The 23667-nt window shown below is 56.2% G+C and carries 19 protein-coding genes; 7 read left to right on the top strand and 12 right to left on the bottom strand.

All coding sequences use genetic code 11. The annotated features are described in order from the left end of the window. Window positions 1–19: 19 nt before the first annotated feature. Window positions 20–2995, bottom strand: a complete 2976-nt coding sequence (locus QP868_RS07760) for an AAA family ATPase (protein WP_284926031.1) — start codon at window positions 2993–2995, stop codon at window positions 20–22. Then, window positions 2992–4098: an exonuclease SbcCD subunit D gene (locus QP868_RS07755; RefSeq protein WP_284926030.1), complete on the bottom strand. Its 1107-nt coding sequence runs from the start codon at window positions 4096–4098 to the stop codon at window positions 2992–2994. Before QP868_RS07755 ends, QP868_RS07760 begins: the two co-directional genes overlap by 4 nt. A 160-nt stretch (window positions 4099–4258) precedes the next feature. Here QP868_RS07755 and QP868_RS07750 point away from each other — a divergent pair, with 160 nt between their 5' ends. Both QP868_RS07750 and QP868_RS07745 read left to right on the top strand, forming a co-directional pair. Beyond that, window positions 4259–7660: a pyruvate carboxylase gene (locus QP868_RS07750; protein WP_284926029.1), complete on the top strand. Its 3402-nt coding sequence runs from the start codon at window positions 4259–4261 to the stop codon at window positions 7658–7660. Then, window positions 7653–8147 (top strand): peptide deformylase, encoded by a 495-nt coding sequence (locus QP868_RS07745; RefSeq protein ID WP_284926028.1) that lies wholly within the window; start codon window positions 7653–7655, stop codon window positions 8145–8147. Before QP868_RS07750 ends, QP868_RS07745 begins: the two co-directional genes overlap by 8 nt. Before the next feature lie 13 nt (window positions 8148–8160). On the opposite strand, the gene QP868_RS07740 is transcribed toward QP868_RS07745, so the two are convergent. Next, window positions 8161–9393, bottom strand: a complete 1233-nt coding sequence (locus QP868_RS07740; RefSeq protein WP_284926027.1) for an aspartate aminotransferase type Ic — start codon at window positions 9391–9393, stop codon at window positions 8161–8163. 49 nt (window positions 9394–9442) lie between these two features. Between QP868_RS07740 and QP868_RS07735 the strand changes: the two genes are divergently transcribed. Both QP868_RS07735 and QP868_RS07730 read left to right on the top strand, forming a co-directional pair. Next, window positions 9443–10420: an endonuclease/exonuclease/phosphatase family protein gene (locus QP868_RS07735; protein WP_284926026.1), complete on the top strand. Its 978-nt coding sequence runs from the start codon at window positions 9443–9445 to the stop codon at window positions 10418–10420. Next, entirely contained in the window at window positions 10420–11148 is a 729-nt protein-coding gene (locus tag QP868_RS07730) for a class I SAM-dependent methyltransferase (protein ID WP_284926025.1), read from the top strand. Before QP868_RS07735 ends, QP868_RS07730 begins: the two co-directional genes overlap by 1 nt. Window positions 11149–11195: 47 nt before the next feature. Here QP868_RS07730 and QP868_RS07725 read toward each other — a convergent pair whose 3' ends face one another. The 4 genes from QP868_RS07725 to QP868_RS07710 all read right to left on the bottom strand — a co-directional run bounded on the left by QP868_RS07725 (window position 11196) and on the right by QP868_RS07710 (window position 13850). After that, a complete protein-coding gene (locus tag QP868_RS07725; RefSeq protein WP_284926024.1) occupies window positions 11196–11612 on the bottom strand; it encodes an Hsp20/alpha crystallin family protein in 417 nt (138 codons plus the stop codon). A 201-nt stretch (window positions 11613–11813) separates the two neighbouring features. Further along, complete coding sequence (locus QP868_RS07720) at window positions 11814–12611, bottom strand: septal ring lytic transglycosylase RlpA family protein (RefSeq protein WP_284926023.1); 798 nt, start codon at window positions 12609–12611, stop codon at window positions 11814–11816. Between the two features lie 34 nt (window positions 12612–12645). After that, window positions 12646–13302, bottom strand: a complete 657-nt coding sequence (locus tag QP868_RS07715; RefSeq protein ID WP_284926022.1) for a transglycosylase family protein — start codon at window positions 13300–13302, stop codon at window positions 12646–12648. A 272-nt stretch (window positions 13303–13574) separates the two neighbouring features. Beyond that, on the bottom strand, window positions 13575–13850 hold the full coding sequence (locus QP868_RS07710; protein ID WP_284926021.1) for a hypothetical protein: 276 nt from the start codon (window positions 13848–13850) through the stop codon (window positions 13575–13577). Window positions 13851–13959: 109 nt separating this feature from the next. Between QP868_RS07710 and QP868_RS07705 the strand changes: the two genes are divergently transcribed. Then, window positions 13960–14301 carry an RNA polymerase-binding protein RbpA gene (locus QP868_RS07705; protein WP_005884750.1) on the top strand — a complete coding sequence of 114 codons (342 nt, stop codon included), beginning with the start codon at window positions 13960–13962 and terminating at the stop codon, window positions 14299–14301. On the opposite strand, the gene QP868_RS07700 is transcribed toward QP868_RS07705, so the two are convergent. After that, entirely contained in the window at window positions 14285–15037 is a 753-nt protein-coding gene (locus QP868_RS07700; protein WP_284926020.1) for a polyprenol monophosphomannose synthase, read from the bottom strand. The genes QP868_RS07705 and QP868_RS07700 overlap by 17 nt on opposite strands. 10 nt (window positions 15038–15047) lie before the next feature. Continuing rightward, a complete protein-coding gene (locus QP868_RS07695) occupies window positions 15048–15965 on the bottom strand; it encodes an amidohydrolase family protein (protein WP_284926041.1) in 918 nt (305 codons plus the stop codon). 49 nt (window positions 15966–16014) lie between these two features. Here QP868_RS07695 and QP868_RS07690 point away from each other — a divergent pair, with 49 nt between their 5' ends. Together QP868_RS07690 and secA2 are read left to right on the top strand one after the other, a co-directional pair. Next, entirely contained in the window at window positions 16015–17625 is a 1611-nt protein-coding gene (locus QP868_RS07690) for a 5'-3' exonuclease H3TH domain-containing protein (protein WP_284926018.1), read from the top strand. Continuing rightward, window positions 17625–19877, top strand: coding sequence for an accessory Sec system translocase SecA2 (gene secA2, locus QP868_RS07685; protein ID WP_284926016.1), 2253 nt, complete (start codon window positions 17625–17627; stop codon window positions 19875–19877). The genes QP868_RS07690 and secA2 overlap by 1 nt, the downstream gene beginning before the upstream one ends. A gap of 29 nt (window positions 19878–19906) precedes the next feature. On the opposite strand, the gene QP868_RS07680 is transcribed toward secA2, so the two are convergent. The 3 genes from QP868_RS07680 to tatA are packed head-to-tail and all read right to left on the bottom strand — an operon-like array spanning window position 19907 to window position 23652. Beyond that, window positions 19907–22591, bottom strand: a complete 2685-nt coding sequence (locus tag QP868_RS07680) for a DEAD/DEAH box helicase (RefSeq protein WP_284926014.1) — start codon at window positions 22589–22591, stop codon at window positions 19907–19909. A 24-nt stretch (window positions 22592–22615) separates the two neighbouring features. Next, window positions 22616–23362, bottom strand: a complete 747-nt coding sequence (gene tatC, locus QP868_RS07675; protein ID WP_284926013.1) for a twin-arginine translocase subunit TatC — start codon at window positions 23360–23362, stop codon at window positions 22616–22618. 35 nt (window positions 23363–23397) lie between these two features. Next, window positions 23398–23652, bottom strand: a complete 255-nt coding sequence (gene tatA / locus QP868_RS07670) for a Sec-independent protein translocase subunit TatA (protein WP_284926012.1) — start codon at window positions 23650–23652, stop codon at window positions 23398–23400. Window positions 23653–23667: the final 15 nt, after the last annotated feature.

Raw genomic sequence — 23667 nt, 5'->3', positions numbered from 1 at the left:
TTTTCACGTGTGTTGTTCTCTAGGCGCCAGATGTCATGACCGAGGTGGTTGAGCCCGTTGGGGAAGGTGTCACTTCAAGCTTGCACGGGATTGACTGTTGCATTTCCTCCACGTGCGAAATGACTCCCACGGAGCGTCCGCGTGTGCGCAGTTCGTCAAGCACCGTCATAACAGCGTCGAGCGCTTGTGGATCGAGACTTCCAAAGCCCTCGTCGATAAACAGGGACTCAAGCTCAATGCCACCCGCATGTGCGGCCACGGTGTCGGCGAGTCCCAATGCCAAGCTCAGCGAGGCCATAAAGGACTCACCTCCTGACAGGGTTCGCGGGTCACGTTCTTCGGATGTGAAGGTGTCAACCACTTGTAGCAGCAGACCACCTTTTGACTGTCCAGTTTGACGTTCATAAGCGTGCTCGAGTCGATAGCGGTTGCGTGACATCACTTCGAGTCGTTCTGATGCAGCCTGGGTGACTTGAGCAAACATTTCACCCAGAACGTAGGACTTGAGCGTGACGCGTCGCGTGTTGGACGGGCTCGTCGCGTTGACGATTTGTGCGAGTTCCACAATGCGTTCGTTGTGCACAAGTTCAGCCTCGAACTCACGCTCTTGATCGAATACCTCTTCGCGCGCTTGTTGAGCCTTATTTCGTTGTTCTAGGGCGAAGTAGAGACGGTTGCTAGTCTCTTCATAATCTGTAGCGTGTTGCTCGCATACACGTTGCTGTGTACGAACAAGATCTGCCAACTGTTCAAGCGTTAGCGTCTCTGTGAGGCCACGTCGATACCATTCGGACGCCCGATTCTCCCGCAACACGATGGCTTGTTGTTCCATCAGGTGCAGTCGATGAGATGCGTCATCGACATCTGCGCTTCGGAGCTCTAAAAACTCTTCAAGTTCGCTAAAGATCGACGACGTGAATGCAGTTTCCCATTCGCTTTCCCGTGTGTGGAGGTCCGCGACCCGGGATTGAAGCTCACGTTCAAGTTGAGCGCTTTTGTTTACTTGTTCGATCAGCGACTGCACCCGCTCTTCAAGTGCCGCAGTTCCGGCGCCGTCAATAGGTGCGGGAACACCGACAACACCAAGTAATGAAGACGGCACCAGAATGTCGAACTCTACCTGCTTGAGGCGAGTTTCTACTCGGATGCTGTCTTTCTCACATTCTGACTGCTTTTCGCGCACTGCGTCCACGTCTTCCTCTGCTTTTTCAAGAGACGTGTGAAGCTTTTCGCGGGTGGAAATCAAGCGTTCGTAGTCCTCCTGGAGCCTGCGGTGCTCTTCTTGAACGTGTAGGCGTTGACGTTCGATTTCCGACGTTTCCGGGAACTGCTTCCGTTGCTTTTTGAGCTCTTCGAGGGTAGCTAGGTGTGTCGCGTATGTATTACTGAGTTCAGAGAGGCGTTCGGTTGCCTCAGACATGGCTGAAAAGGCCTGGTCCTCGTGGTCCTGCCCAAGAGCGCTCTGTTGGCGGCTCGCAGGGGACGGGTGTTGGGTTGAACCGCACACAGGGCACGCCTCGTCGTGGTGCAGTTCCGCCGCAAGTTCACCCGCGATTCCAGCCAGGCGCTCCGTTCTAATCTTGTGGTACGCCTCCCGCGCACCCTGAACGCGAACGCGCGCGTCTTCTACTTTGTCGCTCAATTGTTCACATATCCGCTCTACGCGTTGAAGCTCAGAAGAAACCTCCAACACACGCTCACGCACTGCTGTGGATTCTTCTAACGCTTTCTTTGCCTGTTCAAGCGTGTGCAAAAGCGTCTGCGGATCCTCTAACGCCCTAAGTTCGGCTCGTGTCTTCTCGACATGTTCAGTTAACGACTCCCGGCGCGCGGTGTATTCGGCCAGCTGATCTTCTAGCTTTTTCTTCTCAGCACTTAAACGCTCATGTTCGCTACGTGCAGAACGTGATTTGCGCGTCGCTTCGAGCAGTTCTTGCAGTTCGTGCGAACGGTTGTCGAAGGGCGATGCAGCCTCTTCACGTTGAGTACGTACGTGTTTAACGTGTTTCTGGGCTCGCTGATATTCGTCCCACGCTGGCGCGATTGTGTGAGCTTCCCGCATACGTTTCACCCGTTGCGCCAGCTGGGCATGAGCCTCAGGGCTGTACTGCTGTTCGATACCTCGATGCTTCACAAAGTACTCAGCGTCAGAGTATCGCTGGTTCAACTTTTCCAGTTGCAGCGTAGAGGACTCTCTTCGCTTCTGTGCAAGATTATTGACGTACTGCGCAGTATGCAGTCGATTCTCTTCCTCGATAAACGCAACCGTCGCAGTCGCCCCCACGTTCGTTAGGGAAGTACTCTTTGTCAATTGTGGAATAGAGGGTATTTGAGCGCTTTTGAGCATGGCTGTGATCTTCTCTGCCCGACGTGCCCGAATATCTGCCGTGCTTCTGTTCGCGTCCGTTTGCATTCCACTGAGAAACGACGCTGCTCGACCGAACCTTTCAGTTCCAAAGAGTCGTTCAAGGATAGTTTCGCGATCAGCAGCCTCTGCTCGGAGAAACGCTGAAAACTCGCCCTGTGGCAACATGATCACGCGCGTGAACTGTTCACCATTGAGCCCGACTGTATCTTCAACGATCTGACCCACCTCGTCATACTTTCTCGACCGACCGACCCACTCACCGCCGATATATTCGAGGTAGCTAACACTCGATGGTTGCGTTGTCATTCCGCTACCGCGCTGTTTAGGCCGCTCATAGGAGGGAGACCGTTCAATCTTGAAACGCTTGCCTCGTACTTCGCAGTCCAACGTGACTCGGGTAGGCGTGTCCGGAGTAGCAAACTGTGAGCGTAGTTGCTTGACCTTTCCCCTGCTACCGGGAACCTTTCCGTAAAGGGCAAAGCAGATCGCGTCAAGAATGCTCGTTTTCCCAGCGCCAGTAGGCCCTGAGATAAGAAACAGGCCCTCCTGTGTCAGATGTTCAAAATCAATCTGCTCTTTCCCTGCAAATGGCCCGAATCCTTCGATTGTGAGGTTCAAGATTTTCACGATTGTGCACCTCGCAAAGCGTTGTGGAAGAGTTCAACGTCTTCGCGTGAGGGATCATTGTCCGTGACGAATCGCATGAAACCCTGAAACACTTCGTCGTCCGTCATGCGTTTTATTGGAGCGTGCACGGCCATAGGGCGCTTCTTATCCTCTGCAACCCATCGCATATGGATAAGGTTGGGTATTTTCTCTTTCAGCTTTTGCAACGCCTGGGGGACACGCTTGTTATCAGTGAGTTCAAGTTCCACAAGGACGTCCTGATCAGACCAATCTGCTGTCAGTGCCTGTTCAAAACTGCACCGAATACTTTCGGCGCGTACAAACTGAGGAAGCTCGATCGCCTGATACGACACACCATTTTCATCAATCTGCACGTCATGAACAGTTTTAGGAACCCGTGCTTCGCCAAACGAGTAGGGGATTGGAGACCCGGAGTACACGACGCCGTCCGTAACCTCTTGTGGCCGGTGCAGGTGGCCTAGTGCCGTATATGCAATGCCTTCGAAAGTGTCGCTACCAACGTTGCCCACGCCTCCCACTCCGATTTCACGTTCTGACTCTGAGGGAGTTGCTCCGGTCACAAATGCGTGTGCCATCACGACGATAGGAATGCCCGGGAAGTGTTTAAGAGCATGCGCACGGATGTCCTTAACGCAACGTGCAATGACTGCCTGATGTTTGCGTGCAACGTTCAGATTTCTCCACACCAATGCGGGCTCCAAGTAGGGGATCGCGTACACCACACAGTCGCCTAAGTCGACGGGCCACAAAACGTCCTCGAGGTGTGTACGGAGGTGAACTCCCACCCGGTCCAACTGGCGCCGACTAAAACCCAGTCGATGAAACGAGTCGTGATTCCCGCTCGACGCAATGACACGAATCCCAGCATCCGCCAGACGAGCAATCGTGTGGTCGAACAGATGAAGCGCGTCGATGGGAGGAACCGCGCGGTCATACACGTCGCCACTCACGATAACCGCATCATAAGATCCCTCAATTGCCATCTCGACGAGGTGCTCAGTAAAGCGCGTTTGTGCCTCCGTTAGGTCGACGCCGTGAAACGTTCGCCCTAGGTGCCAGTCAGATGTGTGAAGAAACCGCATGTAATAACCCTAGCGAGAGGCACTGACACAGAAACTAGCATCACGACACCACACGCAAAGGTGCCCCCAGTGTCGTCTAGAACACATGTGCTTTTGTAGAGTAGAAGCGTAGAGAATAGCGTGAGGCGAACCCGCCTACGTGAAACAAGGAAGGGCCTACATGTTCAAAAAGGTTCTGGTTGCCAACCGCGGTGAAATCGCGGTTCGCGCATTCCGAGCGGCATACGAATTGGGAGCGTCAACCGTCGCAGTTTTCCCATACGAGGACCGCAACTCTGAGCACCGCCTCAAAGCTGACGAAGCGTACTTAATCGGAGAAAAAGGACACCCGGTTCGCGCGTACTTGAGCGTCGACGAAATCATTCGCGTCGCAAAAGAATCAGGCGCTGACGCGATTTACCCAGGTTATGGTTTCCTCTCCGAAAACCCAGATCTAGCGCGCGCGTGTGACGCTAACGGAATCACATTTATTGGGCCCGCCGCTGACGTTTTGCAGATGGCCGGAAACAAAGTCGATGCTCTTGACGCTGCTCGACGCGCCGATATCCCAACTCTGGCTTCGACACGTCCTTCGGCAGACCTCGACAAGCTCCTCGCCGAATCAGAAGACATGGAGTTCCCGCTTTTCGTCAAGGCAGTCGCCGGCGGTGGTGGACGCGGTATGCGCCGAGTGAACTCCCGCACTGAACTTGTCGACGCGCTGAAAGCGGCGATGCGCGAAGCCGAGGGAGCATTTGGTGACCCCACGGTGTTTATTGAACAGGCTGTTCAGCGCCCTCGCCACATCGAGGTCCAGGTTCTCGCCGACAACGACTCAAACGCAGTTCACCTGTTTGAGCGTGACTGCTCTATCCAACGTCGTCACCAGAAAGTCGTCGAAATTGCACCCGCTCCACACCTCGAACCGGAGATCGCGCAGGCACTGCACGAAGACGCCTTGAAATTTGCCCGCGCCCTGGGATACCAGAACGCAGGAACTGTGGAGTTCCTCCTTGAAACCGAAGGCCCACGTAAGGGTAAGCACGCGTTCATCGAAATGAACCCGCGAATCCAGGTGGAGCACACGGTTACTGAAGAAATTACCGACGTCGACCTCGTGCAGTCGCAGATGCGAATCGCGGCTGGCGCTTCGTTGGAAGAACTTGGACTGACACAGGACAAAATTCACATCAAGGGTGCTGCATTGCAGTGCCGCATTACCACTGAGGACCCAGCCAACTCGTTCCGCCCGGACACTGGAACGATCACGGCTTACCGCTCTGCAGGTGGTGCGGGTGTGCGTCTTGACGGCGGAACCGTGTATGCCGGCGCCGAGGTGTCTGCCCACTTCGACTCCATGTTGGTGAAGTGCACCACCCGCGGACGCACGTTCGAACAGGCTGCATCGCGCGCCAACCGCGCGTTGGCAGAGTTCCGTATCCGAGGTGTAGCTACCAACATCGGTTTCTTGCGTGCCGTCCTCGCTGACCCTGCGTTCCAGGCTGGCGACCTCGCTACTACTTTCATTGAAGAGCGTCCGTACCTTCTTGAAGCAAAGGTCGGTGCCGACCGCGGCTCGAAGCTTCTCGAGTACCTTGCGAACGTCACAGTGAACCGACCACACGGATCTTCGCCTGTTGCCCTTCAGCCAAAGGACAAGCTCCCTGCTTTCGATGTATCAGGTGAGGCTCCTGCAGGTAGCCGTCAGAAACTCCAGGATCTAGGTCCTGAAGGTTGGGCTCGCGCTCTGCGTGAGGACACGGCTCTTCGCGTCACCGACACCACGTTCCGTGACGCCCACCAGTCGCTTCTCGCAACCCGTGTGCGTACCCGCGACCTCGTGGATGTTGCACCGTATGTTGCACGGATGACGCCCGAGCTTCTCAGCGTCGAAGCATGGGGTGGTGCAACCTATGACGTCGCTTTGCGCTTCCTCGCAGAAGACCCATGGGAACGCCTCGAGAAGTTGCGCGACGCCATGCCTAATCTCAACCTGCAGATGCTCCTGCGTGGTCGCAACACCGTGGGATACACCCCGTACCCCACCAAAGTGACCGACGCGTTCATCGAGGAAGCTACGCGCACAGGTGTAGACATTTTCCGCATCTTCGACGCTCTCAACGATGTCAACCAGATGCGCCCAGCGATCGAGTCCGTGCGCAACACGGGAACGGCGGTTGCCGAGGTCGCACTCTGCTACACCTCGGACCTCAACAACCCCAACGAAAAGCTGTACACTCTGGACTACTACCTCAACCTTGCTGAGGAGATTGTTCAGGCTGGCGCGCACGTCCTCGCGATCAAGGACATGGCTGGGCTCTTGCGTCCTGCAGCTGCCAAGAAGCTGGTTGCTGCTCTGCGTTCCAACTTCGACCTGCCGGTCCACGTTCACACCCACGACACTGCTGGAGGGCAGCTAGCTACACTCATCGCAGCCGCTGAAGCTGGGGCTGATGCCGTGGACGCAGCCAGCGCATCGATGGCCGGAACAACCAGCCAGCCTTCGCTGTCAGCGCTGGTCGCCGCGTTTGAAAACACCGAACGCGACACCGGTTTGAACCTGCGTAACGTTGAGGACCTCGAACCGTACTGGGAAAGCGTTCGCAACGTTTACAAGCCATTCGAATCGGGGCTCCCTGGACCAACCGGACGCGTGTACAAGCACGAAATTCCGGGTGGACAGCTCTCCAACCTGCGCCAGCAAGCAAATGCTCTGGGGCTGGGTGAGAAGTTCGAAGAAATCGAAGACTTCTACGCTGCAGCTGACAAGATCCTCGGCCACCTCGTGAAGGTCACTCCTTCGTCTAAGGTCGTGGGTGACTTGGCCCTGCACATGGTCGCAGTGGGCGCAGATCCTGAAGACTTCGCTGAGAACCCGCAGAACTACGACATCCCAGACTCTGTTGTCGGATTCCTCAGCGGCGACCTCGGTGACCCACCGGGCGGATGGCCAGAGCCCTTCCGCACTAAGGCGCTGGAAGGACGTACGCACAAGGCTCCTGTGAGCGAACTTGCTCCTAGTGACTCCAAGCTTTTGGACGAACCGGGTGAAGTCCGCCGAGACACTCTTAACCGTCTGCTCTTCCCGCAGCCGGCCAAAGAGTACCTCAACATGCGTGACACTTACGGCGACCTTTCTGTTCTCAACACCACCGAGTACTTGTACGGTATGGCCGAGGGTGAAGAACACGCCGTTGTCATCGACAAGGGTAAGGCTCTGTTGCTGGGCATCCAGGCTATTGGTGCGGCAGACGAGCGCGGTATGCGCACCGTCATGTGTACGCTTAACGGTCAGTTGCGGCCGCTGTCGGTGCGCGACGAGTCCATCAAGGTTGACGTTGCGGCCGCAGAACGCGCCGACACATCCAACCCTGGCCACGTGGCGAGCCCGTTCGCTGGAGTTGTCACCCTTCAGGTGAAGGAAGGCGACGAAGTCAAGGCTGGTCAAACGGTTGCCACGATCGAGGCCATGAAGATGGAAGCCTCGATTACCAGCCACATCGATGGAACGGTCTCCCGCTTGGCGATTGGCCCAGTCGCTCAGCTTGAAGGTGGAGATCTAGTCGTTGTGATCGATGGCTAATCGCACGATTCGGACGTTTGGGGATCCGGTTCTGCGCACTGTGTGTGAACCGGTGACCCAGTTCGGTGAGTCAACCGTGGCGCTGGCTCAAGACTTGTTGGACACCGCGGCGCCAGAAGGTCGCGCCGCGGTGGCCGCCCCGCAGATTGGGGTAGCTGTGCGCGCGTTCGGGTACGACTTGCACGGTCGTAGGGGAGTGGTTTTCAATCCCGAGGTCGTCACTCGTGGCGAGCGTCGCGATATTGACGAAGGTTGTTTGTCAGTACCTGGTTTGTTTTTCCCAACGCCTCGCTACGAGTTTGCGACCGTGCACGGGGTGGATGAACACGGACAACCCGTCGAGATTTCCGGCGACGGTGTCTTTGCGCAGATGCTGCAACACGAAACCGATCACCTCAACGGTGTTGTCTACGTTCAAACTCTTCCGTCGGAACGGCGCAAAGAAGCCATGCGCCAGATTCGTCAGTCTGACTGGTTTATGAAGTAGTCGCGAATCCGGTCTACTTGTCCGCCCGTTCTGCCACAGCTAGGCGGACACATGCGACGAGCCCTTCCACCGCCGCTTCGAGTTCTTCCAGCGGAGGCATGGATGGTGCCAGACGGATGATTGAGTCAGTGGGGTCCTCACCGTACGGGTGTGTGGACCCCGCTGGTGTGAGTTTGACCCCAGCCTGTGCGGCGAGTTCGATTGTGCGGGTCGCGGTTCCGTTGGGTACGGTCAAAGTGATGAAGTAACCACCGTGAGGTTTGGTCCACGAAACACCTTCAACGTTCCCCAGGTCACGGTCCAAAATCTTCTCTGTCACCTCAAACTTAGGCTGGAGAATCGCAGCGTGTGCCTGCATGTGGGCGCGCACACCGTCAGCGTCACGGAAGAAACGTGCGTGACGAAGGTGGTTGATCTTGTCGGGTCCGATGGACGTGGGAGAGAGACACGCTTCGTACCACTCCATGTTCTGTTGCGAAGACCCGATGAACGCCACTCCTGCGCCTGCTTGAGTGATCTTGGATGTGGATGCGAAGATCCACGCGCGGTTCGGGTTGCCGGCCTTGTCACACACGTCGAGGATGTCGAGAACGGGCGCTTGGTCGTTTTCACCCAAGTGGTGCAGGGCGTAGGCGTTGTCCCACAGAAGCTTAAAGTCAGGTGCCGCCGGAAGCTCAGCAAGCGCTTTAGCTCGTTCAGGCGACACATTGACGCCCGTGGGGTTCGAATAGGCGGGGACCACCCACATGCCTTTCACGTCTTCGCGCTTGGTGTATTCGGCGACTTGTTCGAGCACAGGCCCTTCGTCGTCCATCTCAACGGGAATGAGTTCAAATCCTAGACTTTCAGCGAGTCCAAAATGCCGGTCATAACCAGGAACGGGGCACAGGATTGCGCGCTTCTGACCAGCCCATGCAGAACCGTCTGGCGAGTCGTGTAGAAGGTGGAACTGCAGGATCTGGCTCATGAGAACAAGCGAAGAGTTCCCTTGTGCATACAAATGTTCGGTTGGTACGCGCAGGAGAGGGGAGAAGATGTCCCGCAGTTCTGTCAGCCCCTTTAGACCGCCGTAGTTTCGGGTGTCCACGCCGTCTGCCGAGGTGGCTGTTTCGTTGGTGACGTTGGTCAGCAGTTCGGCGGAAAGGTCGAGTTGCTCGGCTGATGGCTTTCCGCGTGTGATGTCTAGGGACAGCCCGCGTTCTTTGAACTCGTTGTATTCCGCTTGGGCTTGTGCGAGATTTTCCATGTTAAAACCCTGACTTTCGTGATCCACTACATTCACTATCCTAAGCATCATGCTTCATGCGTTACGACGCCCCTCAGTTGTTTTCGGTGCCGGTCTTGGGGTTTTAGTGAGCTTGCTGTGCTTCTTCCCCGCAGTTTTTAGCCTTCACACCGTTACTGGGTTCGTTCACTTCACTGCTATGCGACCGTTTGCGCTGGCCACGGTGGGTGCCGCGGTGCTCGTTGGTTTTCTTGTGTGGGCGCTGTTCCGGTCTCCCATGTTGCTTTCTATGCTCGTGGTGGTGGCTCTATTTACGGCAGGTGTGGGCGTCCAGTGGGCGTCAAAAGGTTTGCGTAATTGGGCCGAGGTGGCAGCACCTTCTGGGGATTCGCTCACCGTGGTGAGTGCGAACGTATTGATTGGAAACAATTCGTATGACCGGTTGTTTCAGCGGATTCGTGATACGGATGCTGACATTGTCGCGATGCAAGAAGCTGCTCATACAACTGTTGAAGACAAGCTCGAGAAGTACGGGCTAGCTGACGAGTACTTGGTGACCCCAGAAACCCCGACTGCTTCGCCTACGGACGCTGATTCTCTGCTACTGGTGAAGAACAACTTGAAGCCTCAGGTCATTGACTCGCACACCTTGCCGTTTGCTACGGCGGGTGTTCGTACCTCAATTGGTGAGGTCTATTCGGTTCATGCCCACGCGCCCGTGCAACGTACTGTTGATCAGCGTAATTGGGCCCGAAGTGTCAAGACTGAGCGTGACTTGTGTGAACATGCGACATTGCTCGCTGGAGACTTCAACGCAACCACTGATTCACCGCTCATGCGCACGGGCCGGTGTGTAGATGCCGCGGATGAACTCAAAATGGGAGCCCGAGGAAGTTGGCCGTCGTCATGGTCAAGTCTGTTAGGGGCACGTATCGACCACCATCTGTATAACCCCAACGTTCTCACTCCTTATAAAGGTGAAATGTTCGTGGTTGACGGGAGTGATCACCGGGGTCTGGAATTTTCATACTCGGTGCAGGGGAACTGATGGTACAGCCAAAGATCACAAATCGACTTCATGGGCGAAACTTTGGTCAATCTCCTCACGAGTATGACCAGTTTCGTCCAGGTTATCCGGACGAAGCGCTTGATTTTTGTGTGAATGCAACGCCCGGCCCACGCGTGGTCGACGTGGGTGCCGGGACAGGGAAACTCAGTACGGGCCTGCGTGATCGTGGCCTGGACGTTGTGGCGATCGATCCAGACACCTCGGCCTTGGAACTCAACCCGTGCCATTCGCTGGTGGGCACAGGCGAGAACATCCCAGTACCTAACGCGAGCGCCGACATGGTGACGTTCGCTCAGTCGTGGCACTGGGTTGACCCAGACTTGGCCACTCAAGAATGCGCCAGGGTATTAGCGCCTGGGGGAGTAGTGGCAATTCTGATTAACCAGTTGGACGTTTCGCACGACTGGGTCATGCGGATCGCGCGAATCATTCACGCGGGCGACGTGTATCGAGAGGAATGGCGCCCCAAACTTAGCGATGCTTTTGGGGACGTTGAGGCTCATGTGTGCACGTTTACTCAAGAGGTCACCTTTGACGATGTAGTGGGTCTCGCGTCTACGCGTTCGTATTGGTTGCGTTCGGGACAACAGCAGCGCGATCGGATTGTGAGCAACTTGCGGGATTACTTGTTCCGCGAAAATCCCATGGGGGAGAAGCTTCAACTGCCATATGTATGCCTCACCTACGTGGCGAGGTTGAATGCATAAAGTTCGGGTAAGGATATATCCCTACCCGAACTTTTGCTGAAGACGGGTCAGTTGTCTGCCGAGGTGGTGTTACCGCTGTGCGAGATCGAAATTTTGCGTGGCTTAGCTTCTTCTGAGACCGGGATGGTGAGTGTCAGAACGCCATCTTTAAAGTCTGCAACGATACGGTCGACAGCAATCCGGTTGCCCAGGGTGAGCTGACGAGCAGCGGTACCGGTTGGGCGTTCGCGGGTGAGCCATTCAATCCCGTCGCTGACTTCAGCATCACGTTCTGCGCGCACTGTCAGGGTGCGGTCTTCAACGTCAACGTCGATGCTTTCAGGGCGTACACCTGGCATGTCGATGCGTGCCACGTAGTTCTCGCCGTCACGGAAAAGGTCCATGGGCAACGCAGTCGAGTTGCTACGGGTAACTTCAGAGATGAAGCGGTCAATGTCGCGGATTGGGTCAAAGCGAGTAGCCATAGAAGGTCACCTTCCTTGTTATGAACTCTGTACATTGAGCCTAACGCACTCAACTTTGAAAATATTCCGCGCGAAGGTGAACACTACGCAAAGTTCAGAGCACAAAGGGGGCAGGCGGGAACATTAACTTAACATAATGTATATTATCGGCTATTTACCCATGGCTGGGGTTAGTGGGCTTAGCCGGCAAAGTCAGTTTCTTTAAAGAACCTCGTATGACACCGAGATGACACCACTGCTGTATCCGCCCACAGACTTCATGGCGGCGACGGAAAGATCCAAGCAACGCCCACCGATGTATGGCCCACGGTCATTGATGCGAACAACAACCGATTTACCATTAGCCTTGTTGGTGACTTTCACGCGACTGTTCATCGGAAGCGATTTGTGAGCTGCCGTCATAGCGTTTGCGTTGAAACGTTCACCGCTAGCCGTAGGCCCACCGTGCGTGCCATCACCATTGCCGTACATGGATGCCTTGCACGTTCCGCCCTGTCCCGAAGCCTTTGTGTTGTGTGGCTTGTCCGAGTCGTCTGTTGAAGCGCCCTTAGAGCTCGCCTTAGAGCCGCCCTTAGAGCCGCTTGATTGTGACGATTTACTCTCAGATTCTTGTTCTGGAGCTTTCGCTTTTGCGACAGATACGGCCGCCTTGCTCTGCTTCTTGGCCTCTTCTTCGTGCTTCTTCACTTCAGCAACCTGCTCAGAGTCGCTTTGAGGCAGAGCAAAGTCAGGCTCATAGTAGTCGTGACTAGAAGCCTGCGCTTCAGTGTCAGAGCTGGGCTCCCCCTGGCCGTTATTCACAACGCCAGCTACAGCAATCGTGGCAATTGCCGCCGTCGGGATAGCAATTGCCGCCATAACGGGCGTGCGTCGCCCAGAGGCCAACACGCCTGCAGCCGATGCAGGCTCACCGTGACGGCCACCCGATGACTTACGGCGAGCAAACAGATCTTTGAGTGAACCTTGCGTAGCCGATTTTGGTGCCGAGTGCTTACCCATATACGTTCCTTAATACCTCTAAAACTTGCGCAGACTAAGCGCAGGACCACTGGCCCCAGCCGGCTTTAGCCTGCAGCATTTTTGCACGCTTGAACTGTTCACGCGGGTGGGCATCAATAGGATTGCCCTTGCCCCCAACTGATCGCCATGTGGCCAACTTAAACTGGAACAGACCAAAGTGTGCGCGGTTGGACTTGTTGATGGCTCGCGGGTTGAAGGTGGATTCACACTTGACGATTTTGTACCAGCGTGATCCGGGACCACCCAGCATGGCCTTGATCTCGGCTGTGCTCATTGGCGATGAGTAGTCGCCGCTTGCGTCGCCTGCGTCCGCATCAGATGACCCACTGGAGCTCGATGGGCCTTTCTTCGACGAACCCTTCTTCGATGAGCCCTTCTGTTTTGAGCCTGAGCTTTGCGAGGAAGAAGATGACGATGCCACAGGCTCGTCCTCTTCTGGCTGTGGCATGGCCAAAGATACCTGGCCGTGAGATGCGACATCCTTCGACTGATCTTCGGCTGTCTTGAAGTCCTTTTCGTGTTCACTGGAGCCGGACTGCGGCTGTTCAACAGCAAGCGTTTCAGGCTTTGTGAAAGCCTCCGCCGAGGTGTCTCCCCCTTGGGGTGCAGCAACAACTCCCGCAACAGCCACGGCAACAATGGCTACCGTTGGCACCGCGATGGCTGCCATCACTGGCGCTCGGCGTCCAGATTCTAAAACCGTCGCTGCCGAAAGTTTCCTTGATTTTTTAGGTTGCGAGTGGCGACCTGCTTTTTTGGTACGAGAAAAGAGATCGAGAACAGACCCACGAGTTTTCTGCGATGCGTGCTTGCCCATGTGAAATGCCTTTACAATCTCGTTACCATTCCGTGACAGTTGTAAAGCATATATAACAAACTGTTACTTTTTCAAGCCACGAGAGTGTGAGTTACATTGACATGCGTGTATCAGCACACAAGCCATTATTTACGCGAAAAGAGGGCAACTCCCCTGCGGGTAAGGTCCGCACTCTTAGAAACGCCATTAGCAGTGAGCTCGCTAAGGAAGTCGACACCGTTGTGAAGGGCTTCGCGCACGTTTTCGACGCCCTTGTTGAGTCGTTCTTCAGACGCATCCACAACATCAGCAGGTCGCGTGCTTCGTATCCGTACGCGCGTCGAGTGAGCGGTAGTGGCCACCCGTTCGCGGATTGTGCGTGATGTAGCGTCCTGAACATCTGACTGCGTTGCGTTTGTCATATCTCTATTCTGGTCGCAAGCCCCTGTTGGGTCAATATGTGCAGGGAATAAAAGGCCGCGGTACGATGTTCTGGTTGTATTCCCTTCCGCTACTTTTGAAAGGATCTCGATGAGCGAACGTAGCTTGCGCGGTACACAGCTGGGATCTCGGTCGTTAGAGTCTGAAGTCGGCGTTGAGCCGGCGCCCCGCCAGCACGTCGAGTATGTATGTGAGGACGGGTACACGTTCACCGTTCCTTTTTCGATCGACGCTGAAGTGCCTGCTACGTGGGATTCAGGAGCTCACGGAATCGGTGTTCGCAGTGGCGAACAGGAACCAGACGAAGAACCAGAAAAGGCTGCACGTACGCACTGGGACATGCTCTTGGAACGCCGTAGTTTTGAAGAATTGCAGGTTCTTCTCGACGAACGTCTGGCTATTCGTCGCGGTGAAGCTACTCCGGAGATCTAGTAGACACACGGCTTACAAGAGCCTTCACTTGAGATGTGCGCCGGGACGCTCCCCATACAGCCACTCGAGTGAAGGCTTCTTTTATGATTCCGCCGTCCATCTTCGACTCCCCCAGTTCACGTTCGACAAAAGTGATTGGGACTTCGACGATCGAAAAGCCGGCCAGCGCAACTCGCATGGTCATGTCAATTTGAAAGCAGTAACCCGCCGATTCCACCTGCGTGAGGTCAATCGTCTCTAAGACCTCGCGCTTGAACGCACGGAAACCAGCCGTTGCGTCGTGAACACCTAAACCTAAAGCGATATTGACGTAGACGTTTGCTCCACGCGACAACACGTGGCGGTTACGGGGCCAATTCACTACTGCTCCCCCGGGAACCCAACGTGAACCGATTGCCAAATCTGCGCCACGCGCCACTTGTGTCAACAACTGTGGCAAATCACGCCCGCGGTGTGAACCGTCAGCGTCCATTTCACAGATCACTTCATAGTCACGTTCGAGCGCCCACGTAAACCCAGCGATATATGCTGGCCCTAATCCGTTCTTCTCTGTGCGTTGGAGCAAGAACAAGGTGGAGTCATAGTCGGCCGATTGCCGTACCCACTCCCCTGTTCCATCAGGCGAACCGTCGTCGACAACCAGAACGTCGACGTCGTTGTACTTACGGATCGCGTCAATCGTGATGGGTAATGACTCGCGCTCGTTGTACGTGGGGATGACGACTAAAGTTTTCACTTCTGCAATGCTACACGGACTCACTCGGCACGTCGTATGACCGACCGCCTACCCAAATTGTTCGCACATGGGGAAAGGCCTCGTTCAAGTCAGGGAGACCTGGGGTTCCCGACCTGGGATCTGTACTCCACGCGGCGACCCTGGGATCGGCAACCTGTACCACCAGCGAGGTCGCCGACCACCGAACCATGTCTACGGTGCTTCCAGGTGCGAGAACACCACCTTCAAACTGGCCCAGGGCTCTGAACCCAAAACGCGTCGATGCATTAAACGCCGCGCGTGCAGAAAGCCCATTCTCTACTCCGGCACGAACAGCTCCCCAGGGGTTCCCGGTCAAAGAAAAGCTCACCTGCGCACCTGCATTGAACAGTGCGTGCAAGTCACGTGTGTGATGTGGGTTCACGGTCACAGCAAGTCCTGAGCCGCCCCACACCTCGGGATCCACTTCAGTGTCGCACCCAACCATGACACGCAGCCCCGCGCGTTGTGCGGCGGTCTTCCACTCACTGTCACGCACTAAACCTTCGAGCTCTGCAAGCTCCGAGGCAGAATCAACACAAACAAAAACTGGGTCCGTCACATCGCTAGCTTCACGGACATCCTCGACCCGGACTGCGCGGCGTCCTTCGCGCGCGTCAGTAGGGTATGCGACAACGTGGGGACCTGAAACTGCTTCGCACTGTTCGCTGGTTCCGATCACATGAACGCTTGTCACACCACACGCTAAATAGTCGTAACCGTCCGTGTTTCGAAGGTCCACAGCTGCGTCGACAAAACCTGGGGCCACGAAGTCGCCGCTAAGTGGCGTACCAGAACTCACCGCCTCATCAGATCCCACCCACACAACAGTGTCACCGTCGTAGGTGATCGCCGTTGCGAACGGGTCGGCACTCGAATAAACGTCTCCACCAAATAAAGTTTCATTCACGGGCCACACATTAACGCACTTTCAGGTGTTCACATGTAGGGTTTAGTGCGTGACTGGCCTTGTAATCATCGACACGCCCGCGCTCTACTACCGTGCGTTCTACTCCGTCCCCAGCTCATTGACGAGCTCAGACGGTACGCCCGTGAACGCGTTACGCGGCACGCTCGACGCTATTGCAACCCTGGCAACTCGGCTGAACACTACCCGTTTCATTGCCGCCAGCGATGCCGCGTGGAGACCCACGTTTCGGACCCAGCTTGTGCCTACTTATAAGGCGCACCGGGAACGCGAAGACAAACCTGGCACCGAGACGCCTGACGAACTTATCCCCCAGATTCCGCTCATTTATCAAGCGTGCACGCTCCTGGGCATGCCCGTGGGGCACATCGAGGACACAGAAGCCGATGACGTGATCGGTTCCGTGGTCCACCAGTGGGACGGCCCCATTACGGTCGTCTCCCCCGATCGCGATCTCTTATCGCTTCTCAGCCCCGACAAACAGGTCACGCTGCTACGACCTCGGCCGCGGGGACAGTGGGAAGAGACCACTATTCACGACCTTCCTGAGCTTTACGGAATCCCCAACGGAGAGCGGTACCGCGAACTCGCTGCTCTGCGTGGCGACCCGTCGGATGGCTTGGAAGGCGCTGCCGGAATCGGCGAGAAGACCGCTGCGAAACTGCTGGCCGGGTACGGAACCCTCGACAATGTTTTCGAAGCTGCCAAACGAGGAGTGAAGGATCACGGCCTGTCGCCCAAGCGCAGGGAGAACCTGCTCGAAGCCGAAGACGCGGTTCGCAAGAACGTGGAGGTTATGACCGTCCTTACTGATTTAGACGTCGGCAACCTCATCGAAGCCTCTGCCACAATCACCCCAAACATTGCGGGTCTAGAAGACTTCGCCCAGTGCTACGGGGTTGAAAGATCAATTGGCCGACTCACAGATACCTTCACGTCGCACGCACCACAAACGGCACCGCAAACGTCGTGGGCGGACGAACCCATGTACGCATTTGACCTTGAAACCACCGGTCGTGACCCCCACACAGCGCACATCGTGAGTGCTGCACTCATTGACATGCGCACCCACGAAACCTGGGAATGGCTCATCTACCCAGAAGGCGAAATCCCGGCAGAAGCGACAGCGGTCCACGGGATCACCACTGAGTATGCCCGCGAGAACGGTATGCCACGAGCACAGGCAATCGCCCAGATGCACCAGGTTTTCGCAGAACGCACTCCCGCGTGCATCGTGGCCCACAACGCGCCGTACGACCTCACGATCTTCGCCCGCGAATGCGCACAGTACGGCCTGACCCTCCCAGACTTCTTCGTCATTGACACGCTTGTGATCGACAAGCACGCTGAGCCCTTCCGCAAGGGGCCCAGGACGTTGGACGCCGTGTGTGCCCGTTGGGGAGTTTCACTCGATAACGCTCACGACGCAACGGCAGATGCCCGCGCCTCGGGCCTGGTGGCCCTGGCAATCGCAGACGCCTCCCCAGAAATCGCCCAACTGAGCGCGGAACAGATCCACGGCGCGCAAAAGGAATGGAAACGCGACCAAGCTGCGCGTCTGCAAGAATATCTTCGGACTCGACGCAACCCCAACGCGGTCGTTGAGCATGAGTGGCCCTTTCTAACCCGAGGAGAACACTGATGGGAATTTTCGACAAACTCGTCAATAGACCCGGTTCGCAAGCCAAAAAACGTGTTGGCTGGTTCGAAAAGGTCCTCAAGGATCTGCCTGAGTCTGAGTACGAAGACCTCGAACGCTCGGAGTTTCCTTCCACTGCCACCAAGATTTTTGAAACTGGCGACAAGCGCGAACAGCTCACCAAGTTCGCCGCTCTTGTTCGAGTGGCAGCCGAAAAGACCCTTGAACAGCGACCCTACGACGTGCAGCTCCGTGGCCTCGTGGCGCTTCTTGACGGCATGGTTGTCCAAATGGTCACTGGTGAGGGTAAAACCCTGGTGGGTGCGATGGCGGCTGCTGGGTATGCCCTCCAGGGACGCTACGTACACGTAGTGAGCGTCAATGACTATCTGGCGGCGCGTGACGCTGAGTGGATGCGTCCGCTGTTTGAGCTTTTAGGTGTGAGTGTTGCGTCGATTCAGGAGTCAGACGACGATGCCACGCGCAGGGAGGCGTACAGCGCCGAGGTCGTTTACGGTTCCGTGCAAGAAATCGGCTTTGATCTGTTGCGGGACAGATTCGTGGAGGATGACGCGGATACTCGGGTACCACCTCGGGATGTGGTCATTGTGGACGAAGCCGACTCAGTTCTCATTGACGAGGCGCGTGTTCCCTTGGTCCTGGCAGGGTCGACGAACGTTGAGGAAGCAAACTTCGAGATTGCTCGTTTTGTCGAAAAACTTGAAGATGGCGTTCACTTTGAGGTGAGCGACGACCACAAGGCAGTGTCCCTGACCGATGAGGGCATCGACCTTGCAGAGAAAACGCTCGATGTTGATTTGTTCGGCGACGATGCTGACACACTCGCTGCAATCAACCTGGCACTGTATGCGCAAGCGCTCGTCCACCGGGACGTCGACTATCTGATTGTCGACGGGGCCGTGAAACTCATTTCGGATTCCCGAGGTCGTGTTGCTCAGCTTCAAAGGTGGCCCGATGGCCTGCAAGCCGCGGTTGAGGCGAAGGAGAAACTCGAGACCAGTGAATCCGGAGAAATTCTTGACCAGATGACCGTTGAAGAGATGATTCACGGCTACCCCACCGTGTGTGGCATGACGGGAACAGCACTTGCGGTGGGCGATGACCTGCGCGAGTTCTACAACCTTGAAATCGCTGCGATTGAGCCTAACGTGCCCACGATTCGCGAAGACGAACCTGACAGGTTGTACACGTTCCAAGAATCTAAAGAGCGCGCGATTGTCGACGAGGTTCTGGACCAGCACAAGAGGGGCCGGCCCATTCTGATCGGAACGCGTTCGGTCGCCGAATCGGAAAGCTTGGCTTCCCGACTGCAAGCACGCGGAATCGACAGCGAGGTTCTGAACGCGAAGGACGATTCGCGAGAAGCCGAAATCATTTCACGCGCCGGTGCCAAGGGCGCCGTCACCGTGTCCACCCAGATGGCCGGGCGCGGTACCGACATTCGCTTAGCTGATGAAGAAGTCGCTGACCTGGGCGGTCTTTTGGTAATCGGTGCCGGACGGTACCCGTCCTCGCGTTTGGATGACCAGCTCCGAGGTCGTGCCGGCCGTCAGGGCGACCCCGGCACCTCGGTGTTCTTCACCTCCCTTGAAGACAGCCTTTTGGACCGGGTGCCGGACGCACAGAGGTTCGTAGAAGACGGCGATGAAACCGGGTTCATCGACTCAAAGCGCGCGGCTCAAATGGTTGAGCACGCACAGCGCATTGCCGAGGGTGAGAACACCGCGATCCACCGTGACACGTGGCGGTTTAACGAACTCATGGCAAAGCAGCGACAACTGGTTCTCAAGCGACGCGACAAGGTACGTGAGGGCGACGGTGTTGCCGAAGTCCAGGCACGTCTTGACGAAGAGTTTGTGAAGCGTCACTCCGATCTCGATGACGCAATCGTGGAGCAAGCGATCACTTCAGTGTTGCTCTTTAAGATCGACGAACGTTGGGTCGACCACCTGGCGTATCTCAACGATCTACGTGAAGGTATCCATTTGCGCACGCTGGCGCGCGAAAAACCACACGAAGCGTTCAACTCTGAATCCGTGCGCGTTTTCTCTTCCTTCTGGGACGACGTTGTTGACGGAGCCGCCCAGGTTCTCAACGACGCCACGATCACCGAAAAAGGTTTGGACTTGGACACCTACGGTTTGAAACGCCCGTCGTCCACGTGGACCTACTTGGCAGCGGAATCAACCTTTGGTTCCGACGTCGAAAACATCGTCAAGCGCGTGCGCAAGTAGAGAAAAGCTTCGTCAACGTTGCTGAGCAACTAGCTGTCCAAAACAACGCCTCGACGGATCGACATGGCGGCGCGTTTGATGACTTTTGTAGTGCTCGGTTCGACCACGTTCTCCACTTGGCCCAGCAGGTCCAGGGTTTGCTTCGCCCAGCGGACAAAGTCACCTGCAGAAAACTCGGCACTGCCCATTGCGCTGCTGAGAGTTTTGCCTTCGGTCCATGCGAAGATGGCCTTCATCATTCCAGGATCCGGTTCAGGCGTAATAGGTAGACGCGAATCGGTTTCGATGTGGAACAGCTGATTCCACAGTTGCTGAAGCTCACCAAACGCTTCCTGCAGCTGCTTTGACGGGAGCCGAGGAACCCCTGCCTCTTCGCGACGTGCCTGATACACCAGGCTCGAGGCCAGTGCGGCAACTTCGGGTTCGGTGAGACGGTCCCATATGCCTGCACGTACCGACATTGCGGTGAGCAGGTCACGTTCGCCATAGATTCGGCGAAGAATCCACGAATCGTCGGGCAGGAACTTCAACGTGACAAGAACATTGCACACCCGGTCGAACACGTGGGCAATCGACGAGGTGCGACCCTCAATCTGGTGGGTGAGGCTGGAAAGCTCTTTCTCCACCTTTGCCGCCCGTTCTGCCCATCTGGCGTGGGTTTCACGGTCTGGGCACTCATGGCACGGGTGGTCGCGCAACTGCTGGCGTACCAGTTGGATTTCATCTTGGCCCACGGTAGGAGCTTTGTGCTTGGAACGCGGAACCGCAGCGTGGTCCTTCAGCCGTCCTTCATCCAGGGCCGTTTCGACGATGGCTTGCACTTGCCTGCGGTGAGCTACCACACGGTGGTTGAACTTCTTAGGAAGCTTAATACGGCCGAGCTTTACGGCCGGCTCAGTGACTTCGTGGGGGCGCAAGTGCCACACTTTTCCTGATTCCGTGAGCACCGTTGGCAGACGCACACCATGGTCGTCGTTGCGTAACGCTTGCAAAACGACGCACGCGCCAAAACCGCGACGACTCGGAATGAAGATGGTGTCTCCCACGCCCAGGTGAGAGAGCGATTCGATGACATCGCGCTGGCGTAGCTTGCTGCGCTGATTGCTTGCACGCTTCTCGAGTTGCGCAATCGTCCTGCGCAGGCCCGCGTACTCGGAGAAGTCTCCGTAGGAACACTCCATAGCGGACTCGTACCCTGCGAGCGTTTCTTCCTTTGACCTCACACGCCGGGCTAGACCAACCACAGCGGCGTCGGCCTGGTACTGGGCAAAGGACGTTTCCAAGACCTTTTTAGCGTCTTCGTTCGTCATGCGCGCAAGCAAGTTCGCAGCCATGTTGTACGTGGGGGTGAACTGGCTCTTGAGCGCATATGTTCGTTTGGACGCAAGGGCCGCGATATCGGCAAGCTCAATCTGTGGGTTCCACACAGTGACCGCGTGCCCTTCCACGTCGATCCCCCGGCGTCCCGCACGACCGGTCAGCTGTGTGTACTCCCCCGGCGTGATCTGCACATGGGATTCGCCATTGAACTTGGTGAGTTTCTCTAGCACCACTGTGCGCGCTGGCATGTTGATACCCAACGCAAGTGTTTCGGTAGCAAACACCACTCGCAAAAGCCCGCGGACGAACAGCTCTTCAACAATTTCTTTAAACTGCGGAATCAGGCCTGCGTGGTGAACCCCAATTCCCTGCATGAGGCCAGCGGAGAAGTTGTGGAAACCTAAAACGCCTAAGTCTTCAGAGGGTAGTTCTTCGCTCAAGTCATCGAGCCGTCGCGCAATTTCCTGCTTCTCACGGCTCGATGTGAGGTCCACTCCCCCAGCTAGACACTGATCAAGAGCATCGTCGCAGCCATTGCGGGAGAAGATAAAGAAAATAGCAGGGAGCAGGTTTGCGCTTCCCAAAGCCTCAATGACACTACTTCTCGCAGGGCGACGGAAGCGGGTGAAGTAACGACCTCGGCGGCGGTTGCCCGGGGACGGTTGGAAACGTCGCACATACCTTTCCAACTCTTTATTCACGTTATAACCGCGCGGAGCAAACAACGGGAAGATGTCCGTTCCCACGCACGCGTGGTTGTGCAGTGGGACGGGGCGGTGTTCCGACACGATTACGTCCGTGGAGCCACGCACTTCTGCCAGCCACGCCCCGAATTCTTCGGCGTTGGACACGGTTGCCGACAAGCTCACTAACAGCACGTGGATGGGCAGGTGGATAATCACTTCTTCCCACACTGGCCCCCGGAAACGGTCGCCCAGGTAGTGAACCTCGTCCAGAACCACAAACCCGAGGTCGCTTAAGTCGGTTCCGGAATAGATCATGTTGCGCAACACCTCGGTGGTCATCACCATGATCTGAGCGTCGCGCCGGATTGACACGTCACCGGTGAGCAGTCCCACTGACTCTTCACCATACGCATCGCACAGTTCGTTGAACTTCTGGTTCGACAGCGCCTTGATGGGTGCCGTGTAAAACACGCGAACCCCACGGCTCACAGCGAGTTTGACGGCAAACTGGGCAACGATGGTTTTACCCGCCCCAGTTGGGGCAGCCACCAAAACAGAACGCCCGTCGTTCAGAGCAGAACAGGCTTGCAACTGGAAGTCGTCGAGTTCAAAAGACAACTCGTTGCGGAACTCTGCGAGAGGACCAGTCATGGTTCCTTTTTTAGCTTGGAACTGCGCATATGCCTCTGCGGGAGTGGGGTGGTCCATATCCTCACTCTAACCGACAGGCCGTCAGTCCTCTTCGACCCACGTACCCTGGGCGATCATTTTCCGTTTGCGACGCTTGTCATTCACCGCACACACGATCCATGCCAGGAAGAACATGAACAGCATGGGGACCATCAGATAAAACATGGAGATCGCGTCTGGTGACGGGGTGGCGATGGCCGCGAAGGTGGCCGCTAACATGACGACCCAACGCCACGAACGGCGGATCATTTTAGCGCTAAGCACGCCCATGAAGTTCAGCCCCACCAAGATCACGGGCAGAACAAAAGCGATCCCAAACACCACGATGAGCAACATGGTGAACGACAAGTAGTCCTGGGCGGGAACAATGTACGACGCGCCTTGCGGAATGAGCGAGCCCAGCGCCTGGATCGCTTTTGGAAGCGCAAAAAAGGCCAACGCTGCGCCGGCGAAAAACAGTGGCAGGGCGGCCGCGAGAAACCCGAATACGTATTGACGTTCCTTCTTTGTGAGGCCGGGAACCACAAATGCACACAGTTCGTACAGCCACACCGGGGCCGTCACGATGAACCCGATAAAGACAGACACCTTGAGTTTGAGATCGAAAGGTGAGGCGATGCCTGCGAAGTTCAGTTCGGCAGTACGGCCCTGGGACTCTGCAACGTCGTCCAAGGGCCTTTTTAGAAGCACAATGACAGGGTCATATAAGAACCAGCCCACCACGGCTCCTATCAGGAGCGCGATGAGCGCCACGATCATTCGATTGCGTAGTTCTTTAAAATGCCCCATAAGGGGCATGGTTCTGTCAGGGTTTTTCGAACGTTTCACTTATCGGTGTCGCGTACCGACTGCGTCGAATCTACGTGCGAGCGTGCAGCTTTGTCTGTAGCGTCTTCGGAACGGGAGGACTCAAGTTCGGCTGGAGTTTCGTTCGAGTCGTCGTTCATCGACTTGACTTCGTCGCGGAAGATTTTGGCCGACTTCCCCAGGTTCCGCGCCAACGATGGCAGTTTGGAAGCTCCAAACAGCAGGATAATGATGACCAAAAGTATGATGATGTGGGACGGCTCCGGGCGCATAAAGCATTCTCCTTA

The sequence above is a fragment of the Brevibacterium sp. UMB1308A genome (genome assembly GCF_030230605.1).
Taxonomy (GTDB): domain Bacteria; phylum Actinomycetota; class Actinomycetes; order Actinomycetales; family Brevibacteriaceae; genus Brevibacterium.
The sequence above is the reverse complement of the archived record's forward strand: the minus strand, read 5'-3'. Positions and strand labels throughout refer to the sequence as shown.